Annotated in this window: 15 protein-coding genes; 3 read left to right on the top strand and 12 right to left on the bottom strand. The window is 67.7% G+C overall.

Translation table 11 applies throughout. The features are described 5' to 3' along the window. Positions 1-62: 62 nt before the first annotated feature. The 10 genes from moeB to ndk form a co-directional block, all read right to left on the bottom strand. On the bottom strand, positions 63-1,193 hold the full coding sequence (gene moeB, locus AC3IRM_RS08170) for a molybdopterin-synthase adenylyltransferase MoeB (protein WP_489205694.1): 1,131 nt from the start codon (positions 1,191-1,193) through the stop codon (positions 63-65). A 261-nt stretch (positions 1,194-1,454) separates the two neighbouring features. Then, positions 1,455-2,687 (bottom strand): molybdopterin molybdotransferase MoeA, encoded by a 1,233-nt coding sequence (locus AC3IRM_RS08165; protein WP_489205693.1) that lies wholly within the window; start codon positions 2,685-2,687, stop codon positions 1,455-1,457. Continuing rightward, positions 2,680-3,267, bottom strand: a complete 588-nt coding sequence (gene mobA, locus AC3IRM_RS08160) for a molybdenum cofactor guanylyltransferase (protein ID WP_489205692.1) — start codon at positions 3,265-3,267, stop codon at positions 2,680-2,682. The genes AC3IRM_RS08165 and mobA overlap by 8 nt, the downstream gene beginning before the upstream one ends. Continuing rightward, entirely contained in the window at positions 3,264-4,676 is a 1,413-nt protein-coding gene (gene der, locus AC3IRM_RS08155; protein ID WP_489205691.1) for a ribosome biogenesis GTPase Der, read from the bottom strand. The genes mobA and der overlap by 4 nt, the downstream gene beginning before the upstream one ends. Before the next feature lie 111 nt (positions 4,677-4,787). After that, positions 4,788-6,008, bottom strand: coding sequence for an outer membrane protein assembly factor BamB (bamB, locus tag AC3IRM_RS08150; protein WP_489205690.1), 1,221 nt, complete (start codon positions 6,006-6,008; stop codon positions 4,788-4,790). Further along, complete coding sequence (locus AC3IRM_RS08145; RefSeq protein WP_489205689.1) at positions 6,008-6,640, bottom strand: YfgM family protein; 633 nt, start codon at positions 6,638-6,640, stop codon at positions 6,008-6,010. Before AC3IRM_RS08145 ends, bamB begins: the two co-directional genes overlap by 1 nt. A 104-nt stretch (positions 6,641-6,744) precedes the next feature. Next, positions 6,745-7,578, bottom strand: coding sequence for a helix-turn-helix domain-containing protein (locus tag AC3IRM_RS08140; protein ID WP_489205688.1), 834 nt, complete (start codon positions 7,576-7,578; stop codon positions 6,745-6,747). Further along, the gene (gene pilW / locus AC3IRM_RS08135; RefSeq protein ID WP_489205874.1) at positions 7,575-8,387 is read right to left on the bottom strand and encodes a type IV pilus biogenesis/stability protein PilW; all 813 of its coding nucleotides are present in this window, start codon (positions 8,385-8,387) and stop codon (positions 7,575-7,577) included. Before pilW ends, AC3IRM_RS08140 begins: the two co-directional genes overlap by 4 nt. Continuing rightward, positions 8,374-9,549, bottom strand: coding sequence for a dual-specificity RNA methyltransferase RlmN (gene rlmN / locus AC3IRM_RS08130; RefSeq protein ID WP_489205873.1), 1,176 nt, complete (start codon positions 9,547-9,549; stop codon positions 8,374-8,376). Before rlmN ends, pilW begins: the two co-directional genes overlap by 14 nt. Positions 9,550-9,557: 8 nt before the next feature. Continuing rightward, on the bottom strand, positions 9,558-9,983 hold the full coding sequence (gene ndk / locus AC3IRM_RS08125; protein ID WP_133392641.1) for a nucleoside-diphosphate kinase: 426 nt from the start codon (positions 9,981-9,983) through the stop codon (positions 9,558-9,560). 217 nt (positions 9,984-10,200) lie between these two features. Between ndk and AC3IRM_RS08120 the strand changes: the two genes are divergently transcribed. The 3 genes from AC3IRM_RS08120 (at position 10,201) to AC3IRM_RS08110 (ending at position 14,542) form a co-directional block, all read left to right on the top strand. Then, complete coding sequence (locus AC3IRM_RS08120; protein WP_489205687.1) at positions 10,201-10,821, top strand: TetR/AcrR family transcriptional regulator; 621 nt, start codon at positions 10,201-10,203, stop codon at positions 10,819-10,821. Between the two features lie 51 nt (positions 10,822-10,872). Beyond that, a complete protein-coding gene (locus tag AC3IRM_RS08115) occupies positions 10,873-13,245 on the top strand; it encodes a 3-hydroxyacyl-CoA dehydrogenase/enoyl-CoA hydratase family protein (RefSeq protein ID WP_489205686.1) in 2,373 nt (790 codons plus the stop codon). A 91-nt stretch (positions 13,246-13,336) separates the two neighbouring features. Further along, entirely contained in the window at positions 13,337-14,542 is a 1,206-nt protein-coding gene (locus tag AC3IRM_RS08110) for an acetyl-CoA C-acyltransferase (RefSeq protein WP_489205685.1), read from the top strand. Positions 14,543-14,674: 132 nt separating this feature from the next. On the opposite strand, the gene AC3IRM_RS08105 is transcribed toward AC3IRM_RS08110, so the two are convergent. Both AC3IRM_RS08105 and AC3IRM_RS08100 read right to left on the bottom strand, forming a co-directional pair. Continuing rightward, positions 14,675-15,352: a YiaD family glycine zipper/OmpA-like lipoprotein gene (locus tag AC3IRM_RS08105; protein WP_489205684.1), complete on the bottom strand. Its 678-nt coding sequence runs from the start codon at positions 15,350-15,352 to the stop codon at positions 14,675-14,677. 148 nt (positions 15,353-15,500) lie between these two features. Then, positions 15,501-16,979 carry a WS/DGAT/MGAT family O-acyltransferase gene (locus AC3IRM_RS08100; protein WP_489205683.1) on the bottom strand — a complete coding sequence of 493 codons (1,479 nt, stop codon included), beginning with the start codon at positions 16,977-16,979 and terminating at the stop codon, positions 15,501-15,503. Positions 16,980-17,018 lie beyond the last annotated feature (39 nt).

The raw sequence follows: 17,018 nt of genomic DNA, 5'->3' as shown, positions 1-17,018 counted from the left end.
GGGACACGCGGTCGCCGCCATCGTGCCCCAGCCGCACGTGAAGAGCGGGTCCGCTCGCGCGCTCAGCCCGCGCAGAACGCCGCGTAGTCGATGTAGCCGGGGAACGCGCGGCCCGGAGCGCAGACCGGACAATCGGGATCGGGCGCCAGTCGCGTTTCGCGGAACTGCATGCGCAGCGCGTCGAACTGCAACAGACGCCCGGCCAACGGCACGCCGATACCCAGCAACAGCTTCAGCGCTTCGGTCGCCTGCAGCAGGCCGATCACGCCCGGCAGCACACCAAGCACGCCGACTTCCGAACAGTTCGGCGCAGCTTCCGCCGGCGGCGGCTCGGGAAACAGGCAGCGATAACAGGGGCATTCGCCGCGTCGGCGGCCGGCGTCGAAGACGCTGACCTGCCCGTCGAAGCGATGCACCGCGCCGTAGACCAGCGGCACGCCGTGCAGCACGCAGGCGTCGTTGAGCAGATAGCGCACCGGGAAGTTGTCGGCGCCGTCGAGCACCAGATCGACGCCATCGAGCAGACGATCGACGTTGCCGCTGGTCACGCGCTCGGCGACAGCTTCGATGCGCGTGCGCGGGTTGAGCGCGCCCAGGGTCGTCGCCGCCGACTGGACCTTGGGCTGGCCGATGCGGTCTTCGGCGTGCAGGATCTGCCGCTGCAGATTGCTGCGGTCGACGACATCATCGTCAGCGATGCGCAGCGTGCCGACACCGGCCGCGGCGAGATAGTACGCAGCCGGCGAGCCGAGGCCACCTGCGCCGATGACCAGCACCGTCGCATCGGCGAGTCGCTGCTGGCCGGCCAGACCGATCTCCGGCAGTTTGAGGTGACGCGAATAGCGCTCGTGGAAGTCGAGATCGACATCGCCGTCCGGCAGCACCGTCGGCAGTCCGTCCGCCTGCCAGGCGCTGGTGCCGCCGGCGATCGACGCGATGTCGGTGTAGCCGAGCGCGGCCAGCGTTTCGGCGGTCTGCAGGGACCGGCGACCGCTCTGGCAGATCAGCAGCAACGGCGCCTGCAGGTCCGGCGCATGGGCCAGCGGCGCGGCCTCGAGCACGGCGCGATCGATGCCGGCCGCGCCTTCGGCCATGCCGGTGAGCCGCTCGTGCGCGTCGCGCACATCGATCAGGCGCGCGCCCTGCTGCTGGCGTTGCCGGGCCTGCGCCGGCGTGAGTTGCTGGATGGCCATGGCGCGATTATCGCGCGGACGCGGGCGGTGCGCTGCGCGCAGGCGTTGCGTCAGTCAGTCGCGACTCCGAGACCGTCATTCCCGCGAAGGCGGGAATCCATGGACGTTACGCCATTAGAAGCAAGCGGAACGATGAGGATCTCGGCGATGCATCAATTTGAGCGCATTGATCGGCCGCAGACCAAAGTCCCTAGATTCCCGCCTTCGCGGGAATGACGGTGTTGAAGATGTGGGCGGACTGCATGTCCGCAGGCCCCGCACTCAGTACGGCAACACATCCACCGGCGTGCCGCTCGCGTAGTGGCGCGGGCCCGCATCGAGCACGATCAGCGCGTCCGAATCCGCGGCTGCCTGCATGCGGTGCGAACCGTCCGCCGGATTCGGCTCGACCCACGAAATGCCATCGGCATCGATCCACCATCGACCGCGCAGCAGCTCCAGGCGCTCGTGCGTCTTGGTCCAGTCCGAGGCCAGACGCGCACGGCGCAACGCACGCGGCGCCCTGCCCTGCAGCCCGTCGACGAGACGACGCCCGAGCGCGAGCCAGGTCGCGAGCACAGACACTGGATTGCCCGGCAGGCACAGGAACAGCGCCGGACCGAGGGTGTCACCTTCGGCCAGCAGCAGCGGCATGCCCGGCTTCATCATGACCTTCCAGAGCCGCACGCGGCCGCGGCGCTGCAGCAGTTCCGGCAGCAGGTCCTTCTCGCCGGCCGACACGCCGCCGCAGGTCAGCACCAGATCGAAGGCTTCGCCGGCGTGGCGCAGCGCCGAGGTGACCTGCGCCGCGTCATCGGGCAGGGTCGGGAACGCGACCGGCTCGAGGCCTTCGGCGCGCAGCAGGCCCATCAGCTGGTCGCGGTTGGAGTTGTAGATCTGGCCCGGACCGAGCGACATGCCGGGCTCGACCAGCTCGTCGCCGGTGGCGAACACCGCGACCGTCGGCCGGCGCACCACGTCCAGTTGTGCCAGACCCTGCGAAGCCGCGAGGCCGATGCGCGCGGGCGTCAGCGTATCGCCCGCGCGGAGCAACAGATCACCGACCTTCGAATCCTCGCCGGCGCGGCGCACGTGCTGGCCCAGCCTCGGTGCGGTCTGCACGATGACATCGTCGCCATCGAGCGCGGCGTTCTCCTTCATCACCACCGTGTCGGCGCCGGCAGGCAACGGCGCGCCGGTCGTGATGCGCACGCAACTGCCCGCTTCCACCGCCAGCGCGGTATCGGGACCGGCGAACTGCTCGCCGGTCAGACGCAACCGCGCCGGCACCCCGTCGCTCGCGAGATCGGCATGACGCAGCGCGAAGCCGTCCATCGCCGAGTTGTCGAACGGCGGCTGCGGCAGCGTCGCGACGACATCGCGCGCCAGCACATGGCCATGCGCGCGCGACAGCGAGACGGTCTGCGGCTGCAGGCGACGCTCGGCGGCGACGGCATCGACGATCGCGCAAGCCTGCGCGAACGGCACGCGGAACGGAAATGTGGGCTCAGTCATGGGTGACTCCGGCCCGGACCAGATCGTCGGGCGTGTTGAGATTGCCGAAACGGACCTGCGCGAAGCGCAACGTCCGCATGCCGAGTGCGCGCTGCAGGCCGCGCACCGAGAAGTCGTCGCCGGTCAGCGCGTCGGCGGCGGCCACGCGCAATGCCGCCACCGCCCAAAGGGCGACCAGCGGCTGCAGACCATCGTCGTCCTCGGCGCTCACGCCGGTATCGCCGGCACCATCGATCAGTCGCGCCAGCACCGATGCATCGACATGCAGCGCGTCCACCGGCAGCGTGAACAGCCACGGCGTCGTGGTCGCAGCCGCGAGCGCGTCGAGACCCGACAGGGGACCGGCATCCGGATGACGATCGGGAATCGCGTCGATGTGTGCGGCGGCGTAACGCGGCAGCTCGCGATTGGCGCTGACCAGCACGCGCGACCCAAGCGCCGCGAATCGGTCGCGGAGCCGTTCGACCTGCGGCACGCCATCGCGCAGCAGCCAGGCCTTGTCGAGGCCACCGAGCCGCGTCGCACGGCCGCCAGCCAGCAGGCCGATGGTCAGCGTGTCGCGGGACGGCGGCGGGATCACTTGCGCTTGACGTGCCGGATCAGCCGCTTCTTCTTCGCCAGCTGGCGATCGTTGAGCACGTTCTTCTTGTCCTTGTAGGGGTTGTCGCCCTCGCGGAACAGGAAGCGCACCGGCGTGCCCACCAGCTTGAAGCGCTTGCGGAAGAAGTTTTCCAGATAGCGCTTGTAGCTGTCGGGCAGCGTCCGCAGGCGGTTGCCGTGGACGATGATCGTCGGCGGATTCTCGCCACCCGGATGCGCGTAACGCAGCTTGGGCGCGTGGCCGCGCACGACCGGCGGTGGATTGGTCTCGTAGGCGATCTCGAGCGCCTTGGTGACCTCCGAGGTGCCGAACTTGTAGTTGGCCGACGCATGCGCGCGATGGATCGCCTGGAACAGCTCGCGCAGGCCAGAACCGTGCTTGGCGCTGATGCGCACCGTTTCCGCCCACGGCACGAACGCCAGCTTGCGCGACAGCAGCGCTTCGGTCTGATCGCGCTGGTAGTCGGTGAGGCCGTCCCACTTGTTGACCGCGACGACGAGCGCGCGGCCCGAATCGAGGACCGCACCGAGCACGCTGGCGTCCTGGTCGGTCACGCCTTCGCTGGCGTCGATCATCACTACCGAGACCTGGGAATGCTCGATCGCCTGCAGCGTCTTGATGATGGAGAACGTCTCGACCGCCTCGTCCACCTTCGACTTGCGGCGGATGCCGGCGGTGTCGACCAGCCGGTACTTGCGCCCGTCGCGCTCGAGATCGACTTCGATCGAGTCGCGCGTGGTACCGGCGACTTCGGAGGCGATCATGCGCTCCTCGCCGAGAATGCGGTTGACCAGCGTCGACTTGCCCACGTTCGGGCGGCCGACGAAGGTCACGCGGACGCGTTCGGGGTCGCTGTCGAGTTGCTCGGACTGGCCCACTTCCGGCAGCTTCTCGAGGATCTCGTCGACCAGCTCGTCGATGCCGTGACGGTGCGCCGAGGAGATCGCATGCGTGTCGGAGAAGCCGTAGCGCGAGAAATCGGCTTCGGCCGCGCGCGCGTCCAGCCCGTCGGTCTTGTTGATGACCAGGAAGGTGGGTTTGTCGATCTTGCGCAGCCAGCGCAGAATCTCGTCGTCGAGCGCAGACGCGCCTTCGCGACCATCGACGACGAACAGGACGAGATCGGCTTCGGCGGCGGCGGCGCGCGACTGCTTCGCAGTCGGGCCGGCCAGACCTTCGTGTTCGAGATGGATGTTCTCGCCCGCGATGCCGCCGGTGTCGACCAGCGCGAACGGCACGTCTGGGTTGAGCCGGCACACGCCGTAATGGCGGTCACGGGTGACCCCCGGCTCGTCGTGGACGAGCGCGTCGCGGGTGCGGGTCAGCGCGTTGAACAGCGTCGACTTGCCGACGTTGGGGCGGCCCACGAGGGCGACGAGGGGAAGCATGCGGCGGATTCCGTTCGAATGGGTCTTGTGTGTCCCGCGGGCAGGCCCGGAAACACACGGCCCCGGGCAGGATGTCCGCCCGGGGCCGTCATTGTCGCACCTGCGGCGGAATTACTGGGCCAGGCGCCAGGCGGTCACGTCGCCGTCGACGTTCTGCACCACCAGCACGCCGTCGGCGACCACCAGTGCACCGCGGATCGGGTCACGGCCGGCGCGCTGACGCGCGACGAATTCGCCGTCGTCGAGACGCATCCAGTGAAGATAGCCGTCGAAGTCGCCGACCACGGCATAGTCGCCCTGGATCGCCGCGCCGGTCAGGCTGCGACGCGCGAGCGCCGGCTGCTGCCACGCAGCGGTGCCGCTGAACTTGTCGAGCGCCCAGACCGTACCGTTGACATCGGTCACCACCACACGCTGCGGCGACAGGCCCGGACGGTTGGCTCCGCCGTGCTCGCTGACCCACAACGGACGGCCGCTCGGGCCTTCCAGCGCCATCGTGCGCTGACGGTAGCTGCTGGCGAACAGCACGGCGTCGTCGAGCACCGGGGTGCCGTCCACGTCGGACATGCGCTCGAGTTCGGTCCGGCCGTCGGGTTGGGCCACCGCCTGTTCCCACAACGTGCGACCGTCGGACAGCGACAGCGCGGCAATGGTGCCGTCGTCGTTGCCGACGAACACGAAGCCCGGGCCGAGCACCGGCGCGTCGTTGCCGCGCACGGTCAGCGACGGCAGCTCGCGCACCCAGAACCAGCGGCGCTCGCCACTGGCGACGTCGAACGCGGTCACGCGACCGTCGTTGGACCGCACCAGCACGACGCCCTGCCCGATCGCGGGCGCGGCGATGACTTCATTGGAGACCTTGGCCGTCCAGCGCTCCGCGCCCGTGGCGGCGTCGAGCGCAACCACTTCGCCATCGAGACTGCCGGCCACGACCAGACCCTCACCGACGCTGGGGCCGCCGCTCAATCGCAGGTCGGAGTCGTAGCGCCAGACCGAAGCACCCGTCTGCAGATCAAATGCGCGCACACCGCCCTTGATCGCGGCGACGTAGACCCGGCCGTCGGCCACGGCCGGCGACTGGCGTACGCCGAGGCGGCCTTCACCCTTGCCTGCGTTGGCCGACCAGAGGCGCGACACGCTCAGCGTCTCGTTGATATCGGTCAGCGGCGCAGGCTCGGTGAGCGCCTTTGCCTGGGCTTTCTCGCTATTGCCGAACCAGCCACGCACGGTGCTGCAGCCGGTGACGGTCATCACGCACAGCGCGATCGCCGCGATCCGCGTGAAGCGGGCCGGCGCAAGGGAAGACGCGGCGCGCGCGGTCTGGTCGGTCATCAGGATTCAACCTCGGGTTCGTCCGGCGTACCGCCGACTTCGGAAAGCTTGAGTTCGAGCAGGCCGCGCTGCTGCGCGGCGCTGTCGAGCTGGCGCAAAGCCTGCGCGTAGTCCGCGCGGGCCTGTTCGTTCTGCTTGAGTGCGAAATGCGCGTCGCCGCGGGCTTCCAGCGACACCGCATCGTCGGCATCGGCGAGCAGCTTGACTGCATCTTCGCCGCGACCGGCATCGGTCAGCAGGCGCGCGAGACGCTGCTGTACCACCGCCGCAATGCCAGGCTCGGCACCCTTGACGGCTTCGAGTGTCGCGATCGCGGCATCGCGATCACCCTTGTCGACCTGCGCCTTGGCCAGCTGCAACGCAGCCAGTTCGCTGTACGCGGTGTCCGGCAGGCCGGCCACAGCCTGCGAGGCCTTGTCGAACTCGCCCGAGCGGATGTCCAGCAGTGCAGTCTGGTAAGCCGAGTGCTGCTCGACCGCCTGCGAGTGTGTGCGGTTCTTCCAGTACTGCCAGCCACCGATGAGCGCGGCACCGACCACCAGGCCACCCACCAGTCCCAGAGCGTTGTCGCGAAGCCAGGCTTTGACCCGCTCCCCTTGCTCGCGTTCGTCCAGCAACTCGTCAATCGCCATATGGTCTCTACGCCCGCCGTCGAAGGCGGGTCAAACGGATGAAAGAAGGATCGCGGGACCCCGCATCGATGCGGTGGTCCGGAACCCGGCGCGGTCGCCCGGAATTACTCGACGGCCGGCGCCAGTGCGCCGTCGGAGGATACCGTAAAGCGTGCCACGTTGGCCCGCTGGAACCGGGACAGATCCTGAACGTCCCCGCCACTGAACACTTCGACTGCGGTGGCATTGCCGAGCTTGACGCGGCTGACGGTGCCCGGGCCGAAGCGACGCTCCTGCCCAGCCTGCACGAGCGCCTGCTCGACCTGTGCGCCATCGACACCGATGACCTCGATCCAGCTGTCGCCGCTGAAACGCATGACAAGTTCGCCACGCTCCTGCGCCGCGGATTCCGACGCCGATTGCACGGCAGGCGCGCGCTTGGGTAATGCACCGAGCGAGGCAGTCACTGGCGTCGGCCGCGCGGGACGCACTTCTTCATCGGCAATCCGGACACTGCCGTCCAGACCCAGTGAGGCGGTCTCCACCGGACGGCTGTTGTCGACGTGCGAGCGCGTCGCCACCCAGACCGGCACGGCGATCAGTGCAGTGATCACCACATACACGGCTCGGCCCATTGCCTTGTCGAGCATGCGCTGCATTGGCGGCGTATAAGTCCGCGGGGTGAGGTCGGGCTGACGGGCGTTCGCGTCGGAGACGCCGTCGGCCAGCGATTCCGGCAGCTTCAGCAGGCGCAGGTAGCTGCGCAGCTGGCCACGGATGAACACGGGTGCGCCAAGACGGTCCCAGTCCTCGGCTTCAAGCGCCTCGACAACCCGCAACTGCATGCGTAGACGCGCGGCCACATCGACAATCGTCAGTCCGGCCTCCAGGCGCGCGGCGCGCAGATGTTCTCCGACCCCAGGCGAAGACGCTGGCATGGTCTGGCTCGAAGAACTCATGGCGGACTGGTTTCCCTTGGCTGTAGGTTCGGTGCAGACGGAAATTCCGCCCGCAAGCGTCGCTGGTATCGGTCGGCGGCCCCTGTGTCGCCGAGCGCGGTTTCGATCTGCACCGCGAGTTGCAATGCTGCCGCAGTTGCAGGGGCCGCGGCAAGCCGTCGTTGCGAAAAAGCACGCGCATCGAAGTAACGACGCTCGCCCAGGAGGTAGCGCGACATCGTATCGAGCGCGACCAGGTTCTCGGGATCGAGGTCCAGCGACGCCCGGAGGTCGCGTTCGACACGTGCCGTATCGCCTGCCGTCATCGCGCACGCGCCCGCGTTCGCCAACGCGCCGGAGGGGTCGCCATAAGCTGGATCGCGCACCGCAGCGTCGAAATAGGCCAGCGCATCGGGTGCCCGACCGTTGCGGCACAGCCAGGTACCGTAGTTGTTGAGGTAGGCGCCCTGGTCCGGCGCGCGCTCTGCTGCGGCCTTGTAATGAGCGCCGGCCTGGGTGCTGCGACCCCGACGATCTTCGATCACCGCGAGCAGCGTATTGGCATCGGCAGCCGTGCCCTCGCCCTTCAGGGCCCCACGCGCTGCACTCGCCGCGGCGTCGAAGTCGCCGGCTTCGAACGCGCGCGAGGCGAGCGCCAGCTGGTTGCGCGCCTCCTCGCCCCGGCGGAACTGCGCATTGCCGCGCGTCTCGTAAGTCCGCACGTCGGGGCGGAAATTGCTCTTGCCGCTGGGCTTGACGAAATCGAGGCGTGAACAGCCGGCCACTGCCAGCAGGAGGACAACGAGAACGGCAGCCTCAGGCAGCCGCATCGACACCCGGACCGCCTTGCGCTTCGAGACGCTTGAGATGGTCGGCCTGGCGACGCGTGCGATCGGCGACCTGGCCCTTGAGCTGGCCGCAGGCCGCGTCGATGTCGTCACCGCGGGTGCGGCGCACCGGCGCGATACGGCCCGATTCGTTGAGCAGCTTCTGGAACCGGCGGATCGTCGCATCGTCCGGACGCGCGTAGCGGGTGCCCGGGAACGGGTTGAACGGGATCAGATTGACCTTCGCCGCGTCCTTCATCTGCAGGCGGTTGTCGAATTCGCGCATCAGCCGGGCCAGCTCGCGTGCATGCTGCGGCTGGTCGTTGACGTCCTTCATCAGCGTGTATTCGAAGGTGATCGACTCGCCGCGCTTGCGCTGGGCGTAACGCACGCAGGCGTCCATCAGCTCGGCGATGGGGTACTTCTTGTTGAGCGGCACCAGCTCGGTGCGCAGCGCGTCGTTGGCGGCGTGCAGCGAGACCGCCAGCGACACGTCGCTGACTTCGGCCAGCTTGTCGATCATCGGCACCATGCCGGCGGTCGACAGGGTCACGCGCTTGTTCGCCAGGCCGTAGCCGAGGTCGTCGCGCATGATGCTCATCGCGCGGACGACGTTGTCGAAATTCATCAGCGGCTCGCCCATGCCCATCATCACGACATTGGTCAGGCGGCGCTGCTTGTGCGGCACATTTCCGAGGTGCTTGGCCGCCACCCAGACCTGGCCGATGATCTCGGCGGTCGACAAATTGCGGTTGAAGCCCTGGGTCGCGGTGGAACAGAACTGGCAGTTGAGCGCGCAGCCCACCTGCGAGGACACGCACAGCGTGCCGCGGTTCTTGTCGGGAATGTAGACGGTCTCGATCGCGTTCTTGCCATCCATCGCCAGCAGCCACTTGTGGGTGCCGTCGGTGGAGGGCTTCTCGAACTGCACCTGCGGCACGCGCACCTCGGCATGCGCCTCGAGCTTGGCGCGCAGCACCTTGCCCAGGTCGGTCATGTCGTTGAAATCGGTGACGTAGCGATGGTGGATCCACTTCATGATCTGGTGGGCACGGAAGCGCTTTTCGCCGAGGGTCTCGGCGAAAAAGCGCTCCATACCCTCGCGGTCGAGGTCGAGCAGGTTCTGCTTGGCGACGGTGGCGTCGATGGCGACCTCGGTCACGATGGCATCACTCAGCGCGAAACGACTTCGTCGTTCTTGAAGAAGTACGCGATTTCGGTCTGCGCATTCTCGACCGAATCCGAGCCGTGGGCGGCGTTGGCGTCGATGGAGTCGGCGAAGTCGGCGCGGATCGTGCCCGGCGCGGCGTCCTTCGGGTTGGTGGCGCCGAGCAGGTCGCGGTGCGCGGCTACGGCGTTCTCGCCTTCCAGGGCCTGGATCATCACCGGGCCGGAGGTCATGAACTCGACCAGCGCGCCGAAGAACGGACGCTCCTTGTGCACGGCGTAGAAGCCTTCGGCTTCCTCACGGGTCAACTGCTTGTACTTGGCGGCCACGATCTTAAGTCCCGCCTTTTCGAAGCGGGAATAGATCTCGCCGATGACGTTCTTGGCTACAGCATCGGGCTTGACGATGGAAAGAGTGCGCTCGAGCGCCATCTGGTGTTCTCCGGTCTGAAATGGGGCCGTCCACTCCGGAACGGCCGAGTCTACATGGAAAAACCCGCGCCGAAACGCGGGTTTAGCCAACATGGCTGCGTCGATTCTAACGTATCTGCTGCAACTGCGTCGGCCCCGGACCGGCCGCCGGTCATTGACGCGTCAGCCGCTTGGCCCCCAGAATCCAAACAAGCGTTTGATCGAGCCACCCGTCGCCATGGCCAGTACCGCCCAGTTCTCCACCAAGGACAAGATCCTCGGCGCCGCCGAAGAACTGTTCGCAACCCACGGATTCGCGGGCACCTCGCTGCGGCAGGTGACCAGCCGGGCCGACGTCAACATCGCGGCGGTCAACTACCACTTCGGCAGCAAGGAAAACCTTGTCAACGAGGTATTCCGCCGACGGATGGACCAGATGAGCGCACAGCGTCTCGCCCAGCTCACGCGCGCCCTGGCCGAGCAGCCGGGCGAGATCGAGCCGATCATCGCCGCCTTCGTCGAGCCCGCGCTCGACATGGCCAGCGGCCGCGCCGGCAGCGGCGCCTTCGTCCGGGTCATTGCCCGGGCCTACGTGGAAAAGAACGACGCCCTGCGCAAGTTCCTGTCCGAACAGTACGGGCATGTGCCACGTGAATTCGCCAGTGCCTTGGCCGCCTGCCTGCCCGGCCTCGGCAAGGCCGAGCTCTATGGCCGTCTCGATTTCCTCGCCGGGGCCCTGACCTACGCCATGGCCGATTTCGGTCTGATCAAACGCCCCCCGGGCACCACCGAACATGCGCACCGCACCCGGATCGCGGGCGAGCTGATCCGCTTCGCCGCGGCCGGGTTCCGCGCCTGACCACCAGCCCGGCCCACGCCGGGGTTCTTTCGAAACAAAGGGATGGAGCAAATGTCTGAGAAACTGCTTGTACGTCGCGCCGCGGTTCTGGGTGCGGGTGTCATGGGCGCGCAGATCGCCGCGCACCTGACCAACGCCGGGATCGACACGGTACTGTTCGACCTGCCGGCCAAGGAGGGCGACAAGGACGGTGTGGTGCGCAAGGCGCTTGCAAACCTGGCCAAGCTGAGCCCTGCGCCACTGGCGTCCAAGTCGCTGGCCGAGTCCATCGTCCCGGCGAACTACGAAACCGGCCTGGCCGAACTCGAGAGCTGCGACCTGATCATCGAGGCGATCGCCGAGAAGATGGACTGGAAGCAGGATCTCTACCGCAAGATCGCCCCGCACGTGCCGGCGCACGCGGTGCTGGCCAGCAACACCTCGGGCCTTGGAATCAATGCCTTGGCCGACGTTCTTCCCGAAGAACTGCGCCATCGGTTCTGCGGCGTGCATTTCTTCAACCCGCCGCGCTACATGCATCTGGCCGAGCTGATCCCGGCGAAGACCACCGACACGTCGGTGCTCGAAGGACTCGAAGCCTTCCTGACCACCCAGCTCGGCAAGGGTGTGGTCTATGCCAAGGACACCCCGAACTTCATCGGCAACCGGATCGGCGTGTTCTCGATCCTGTCGACGATCCACCACACGCAGGAATCGAATCTCGGCTTCGACGAGGTCGACGCACTGACCGGGCCCCTGCTCGGCCGTCCGAAATCGGCGACCTATCGCACCTCGGACGTGGTGGGCCTGGACACGATGTCGCACGTCATCAAGACGATGGCCGACACCCTGCCCGAAGACCCGTGGCACGCGTACTTCGCCTCGCCCAAGTGGCTGACCGCGCTGATCGACAAGGGCGCGCTGGGCCAGAAGACCGGCGCCGGCATCTTCCGCAAGGCCGGCAAGGACATCCTGGTCCTCGATGTCGAGAAGCAGGACTACCGCGCCTCCGACCGCAAGGCCGCCGACGAGGTCGTCGCGATCCTCAAGACCAAGGACCCGGCCGAGCGCATGGCCCAGCTCCGCGCCAGTGAGCACCCGCAGGCGCAGTTCGTCTGGGCGATCCTGCGCGACCTGTTCCACTACAGCGCGGTTCATCTGGAAGACATCGCCGAAACCGCGCGCGACGTCGACCTGGCGATCCGCTGGGGCTACGGCTGGCAGCAGGGCCCGTTCGAGTTGTGGCAAGCCGCCGGCTGGAAGCAGGTCGCCGACTGGATCGCCGAGGACATCGTCGCCGGAAAGACCATGAGCAGCGCGCCCCTCCCCGACTGGGTGTTCGACGGCCGCGAGGGCGTGCATGCCGCCGAGGGCAGCTACAGCCCGGCGAAGAACGCCAAGCTGCCGCGCTCGGCCCTGCCGGTGTATCGCCGCCAGCGCTTCCCCGATCCGCTGCTGGGCGAGCGCTTCGAGCAGGGCGAGACGGTGTACGAAAACGACGGCGTCCGCCTGTGGACGGACGGCGACGACATCGGCGTGATCAGCTTCAAGACCAAGATGCACACGGCTTCCGACCATGTGCTCGACGGCATCCAGGAGGCGATCGGCATCAGTGAGCAGAAGTTCAAGGGCGTGGTGATCTGGCAGCCGAAGGAGCCGTTCTCGGCCGGCGCGGATCTCGCCGGCGCGCTCGGCCTGCTGCAGGCCGGCAAGGTCGACGCGTTCGAGGCGATGGTCGAGAACTTCCAGAAGACCAGCCAGCGCATCAAGTACTCGCTGGTGCCGGTGGTAGCGGCCGTGCGCGGTCTCGCCTTAGGCGGTGGCTGCGAGTTCCAGATGCACAGCGCGCGCACCGTGGCGCATCTCGAAAGCTACATCGGCCTGGTCGAGGCCGGCGTCGGCCTGCTGCCGGCCGGTGGCGGCCTGAAGGAGCTGGCCGTGCGGGCCTCGGAAGCCGCGGGTCCGAATGGCGATGTGTTCGCCGAGTTGAAGAAGACCTTCGAAACGATCGCGATGGCCAAGGTGTCGAACTCGGCGGTCAACGCCAAGGAACTCGGCCTGCTGCGCGCCGACGACATCGTGACCTTCAACGCATTCGAACTGCTGCACGTCGCGCGTCAACAGGCATCGGCGCTGGCCGAAGCCGGCTATCGCCCGCCGCTGCCGGCGCGCGCGATCCGCGTCGCCGGTGATGTCGGCATCGCCACGTTCAAGATGCTGCTGGTCAACATGCTCGAGGGCCGTTTCGTCAGCGAGTACGACTACGAGATCGCCGAGCGCATCGCCACCGTGCTGTGCGGCGGTGACGTGGACCGCAACGCGGTCGTCGACGAGGACTGGCTGATCCGTCTGGAGCGCAAGCACTTCGTCGAGCTCGCCCAGCAGGAGAAGACCCAGGCACGCATCGGCCACATGCTCAAGACCGGCAAGCCGCTTCGGAACTAGTGAGGACGTCAGGCGCGCAGTGCGCGCGAAGCGTCAGTCGAGGCAACCCGGCTGACGCCCTCACCCCCTCACTCAATTACGAGAACATTCCATGAGCAAGCAGATCCAGGACGCCTACATCGTCGCCGCCACCCGCACCCCCGTGGGCAAGGCGCCGAAGGGCGTGTTCCGCAACACCCGTCCCGACGACATGCTCGCGCACGTGCTCAAGGCCGTTGTCGCGCAGGCGCCGGGCATCGACGTCAACCGCATCGATGACGCCGTGATCGGCTGCGCGATGCCGGAAGGCGAGCAAGGCATGAACGTGGCGCGCATCGGCGTGCTGCTGGCCGGCCTGCCCGACACCGTCGCTGCGCAGACGGTCAACCGCTTCTGCTCGTCCGGCCTGCAGGCGCTGGCGCTGGCCGCCAACGAGATCCGCCTCGGCAACGCCGACCTGATGCTCGCCGGCGGCACCGAGTCCATGTCGATGGTGCCGATGATGGGCAACAAGGTCGCGCTGAGCCCGAGCGTGTTCAAGGACGACCACGTCGCGATCGCCTACGGCATGGGCATCACCGCCGAGAAGGTCGCCGAGGAATGGAAGGTCTCGCGCGAGGACCAGGACGCGTTCGCCCTCGCCTCGCACCAGAAGGCGATCGCCGCAATCCAGGCCGGCGAGTTCAAGGACGAGATCAGCCCCTACGAGATCGTCTCGCACCAGCCCGACCTCGTCGGCAATGCGGTGCGTCTGCGCAAGCTGCTGGTCGACACCGATGAGGGGCCGCGCCAGGACTCGTCGATCGAAGGTCTGAGCAAGCTGCGCCCGGTGTTCCGCAACGGACAGTTCGGCGGTTCGGTGACGGCGGGCAACAGCTCGCAGATGAGCGACGGCGCCGCCGGCATCCTGCTCGCCTCCGGCCGCGCGGTGCAGGACTATGGTCTGAAGCCGCTGGCGCGTTTCGTCAGCTTCGCCGTCGCCGGCGTGCGCCCGGAAGTGATGGGCATCGGTCCGATCGCGGCGATTCCCAAGGCGCTGGCGCAGGCCGGCCTCACCCTCGACGACATCGACTGGATCGAGCTCAACGAAGCCTTCGCCGCGCAGGCGCTGGCGGTGATCCGCGACAGCGGCCTCGACCCGTCCAAGGTCAATCCGCTGGGCGGCGCGATCGCGCTGGGCCATCCGCTGGGCGCGACCGGTGCGATCCGCACCGCGACGATTGTCCACGGCATGCGCCGTCGCAAGAAGCGCTACGGCCTGGTGACGATGTGCATCGGCACGGGCATGGGCGCCGCGGGTGTGATCGAGGCGCTCTGAGGGCGTCGTCCGCGTAGGAGCGCGCGGGGGATTCAGGTGTCAGCTTCTCGCGCGCAAGCGCGCTCCTACAGAACCACCGCACACAAAAAAGCCCCGGCATTGCCGGGGCTTTTGCGTGCAACCTGCAGCGGATTAAGACTGCAGCGGAATCACGCGGATCTCGACACGACGGTTCAGCGCGCGACCCTGCTCGGTGCTGTTGTCCGCCACCGGGCGCGTCTTGCCGAAGCCGACAATCTCGAAACGCTGGCGCAACAGGCCCTGGCCGATCAGGTAGTTACCCACCGAGTCAGCACGCTGCTGGGACAGACGCTGGTTGACCGCATCGGTGCCGACGCTGTCGGTGTGGCCCGAGATCTCGACGATCGTCTGGTCGTATTCGGCCAGCGTGCGCGCGACGTTGTTGAGCGCCGGGTAGAACTGCGACTTCAGATCGGCCTTGCCGAAGTCAAAGGTCACGCCGTCAGGCAGGTTGAGCTTGATCACATCGCCATCGCGGTCCACCACGATGCCCGTGCCCTGGGTCTGGCGACGCAGCTCGGCTTCCTGACGATCCTGATAGACGCCGACGGCGCCACCGGCGAGACCGCCAACGCCTGCGCCGACCATCGCGCGCTGACGACGCTCGGTGGCGTCACCGCCGCTGAGCAGGCCCGCGACCGCGCCGATGCCCGCGCCGATCAATGCATTGTTGCGGGTGCGGTTCGGATCGTCCGGTGCACTGGTCTGGCCTGTGTAGGTGGCGCAGCTGGACAGCAGCAGGGTGCTGGCGAGCGCAGTGGTGAGGCCTGCGGTGGTGAGTCGGCGCATGGTGTCGGTCTCCTGGTGTCCGGTACGGGCGAAGATGCCCGGAGCGTTGAAAGCGGAGCCGAAAGTAGCGTGTTCAGAATGCATGCGGAGTGACGGCGTGCATGCCCGGACGGACATCGTTCAGCCCGGATGGCCATGCAGCGCGACTTCAGTCGAGCATCGCCTCGGCGGCCTGGGCATCGAGCGCGCGTGACCAGTCGGCCATCATCGCCAGGTACAGCAGCGCGTCGAACTCTCGGCGGAAGTGGGCGATCGCGGCATCGGGATCCGGTACCAGACGTGCATCGGCCACCAGGCCGAAGTGCACGCGATTGTCGTAGCTCATGATCGACAGACCGATGCCGATCGAGCCGGTCTGCGGCACCCAGAACATCATCTCGCGCAGTGCGCATCCGGCGAGATACAGCGGCTGCTGCGGGCCGGGCACGTTGGTGGCCACCGCCGATGCCTTGCGACTGAAGAGATCGAGCGCGATGCCCTGCGCCGATTGCGGCGCCATGCCCAGCGCGGCCAGCAAACCGAACGCGACGATCGCCTGCCGCGAATCCTTGAGCTCGCGCATGCATGCGGCGACGCGTTCGAGACGCCGCGCGGGGTTCGCCTCGCCGACCGGCAGGTCGAGGAACACGAGACCGAAATGATTGCCCAGCTTCTTCGCATGTTCGAGCGGGCGCAGGTTGACCGGCACCGTGGCGCGCAAGGTCAAGCCGTCAGGGTCTGCACCGCGCGCGCGCATGTAGCCGCGCAGCGCACCTGCAGCCGCCGCCATCAGCACGTCGTTGACGGTGCAGTCGAACGCACGTCCGACCGCCTTGACCTCGTCCAGGCATATCGGCTCTGCCCAGGCGACGCGCTTGCTGACGCCCAGCTCGCCCCGCAGCAGCGAGGGCGGATCGTCGGACAGCGACAGCGCATACAGCAGTTCGCGGGCGATTTCCCCGCCTTCGCGCGCCAGCATGCTGGCCAGTGTCGGATCGCGGTACATCGCCATGCCGCGGTCGAGCACCTGTCCGCCGAGCTTGCGGTAACGGGCGACCGCGCCGACGCGTCGCTCCACCCCGGCGCCGTCGGCCTTGAGCCAAGACTGCGGCAGGGTCTGGGCCGGCTGTGGATGGCGTTCGGTGTCGGTCAGCGACAGCAGCACCTGCACCAGCGCAATGCCATCGGCATAGCAGTGATGGATGCGCGCGACCAGCGCCGAGCCGCCGGCGTAGTCCTCGACCAGATGGAACTGCCAGCGCGGCTTGCCGGTATCGAGCGGCGTCGAGGCGAGTTCACCAGTGAAGGCTTCGAGTGCGCGTTTCTCTTCAGCCGCGCTGCTCCCCGTCGCGCGCCCCGGCAGGGCGGCGCGTCGCACATGCCAGTCGAGATCGAAGTGCGCGTCCTCGATCCAGGTCGCGCCCGTCGCGGCGTCGACGGCTTTCTGGCGGAACCGCGCGTAGGCGAGGAAACGCGCGTCGACCAGCGCGCGCAGGGCATCCACCGACATCCGCTCGGTGAATACCAGCACGGCGGTGATCATCATCGGATTGGTCGGCCGCTCCATGCGCAGCCATGCGGTGTCGACCCGTGTCATCGGCTGGCGGCGCAGGCGCCTGCGGCGTGGTGGTGCGGCGGTTTCGGCCATCTCCCCTCCCAAGAAGTCAGCCGACCGAGTGGATCATGC

It is taken from the genome of Luteimonas sp. KH_071 (assembly GCF_057838005.1).
This window is presented reverse-complemented; position numbering and strand designations above follow the sequence as displayed.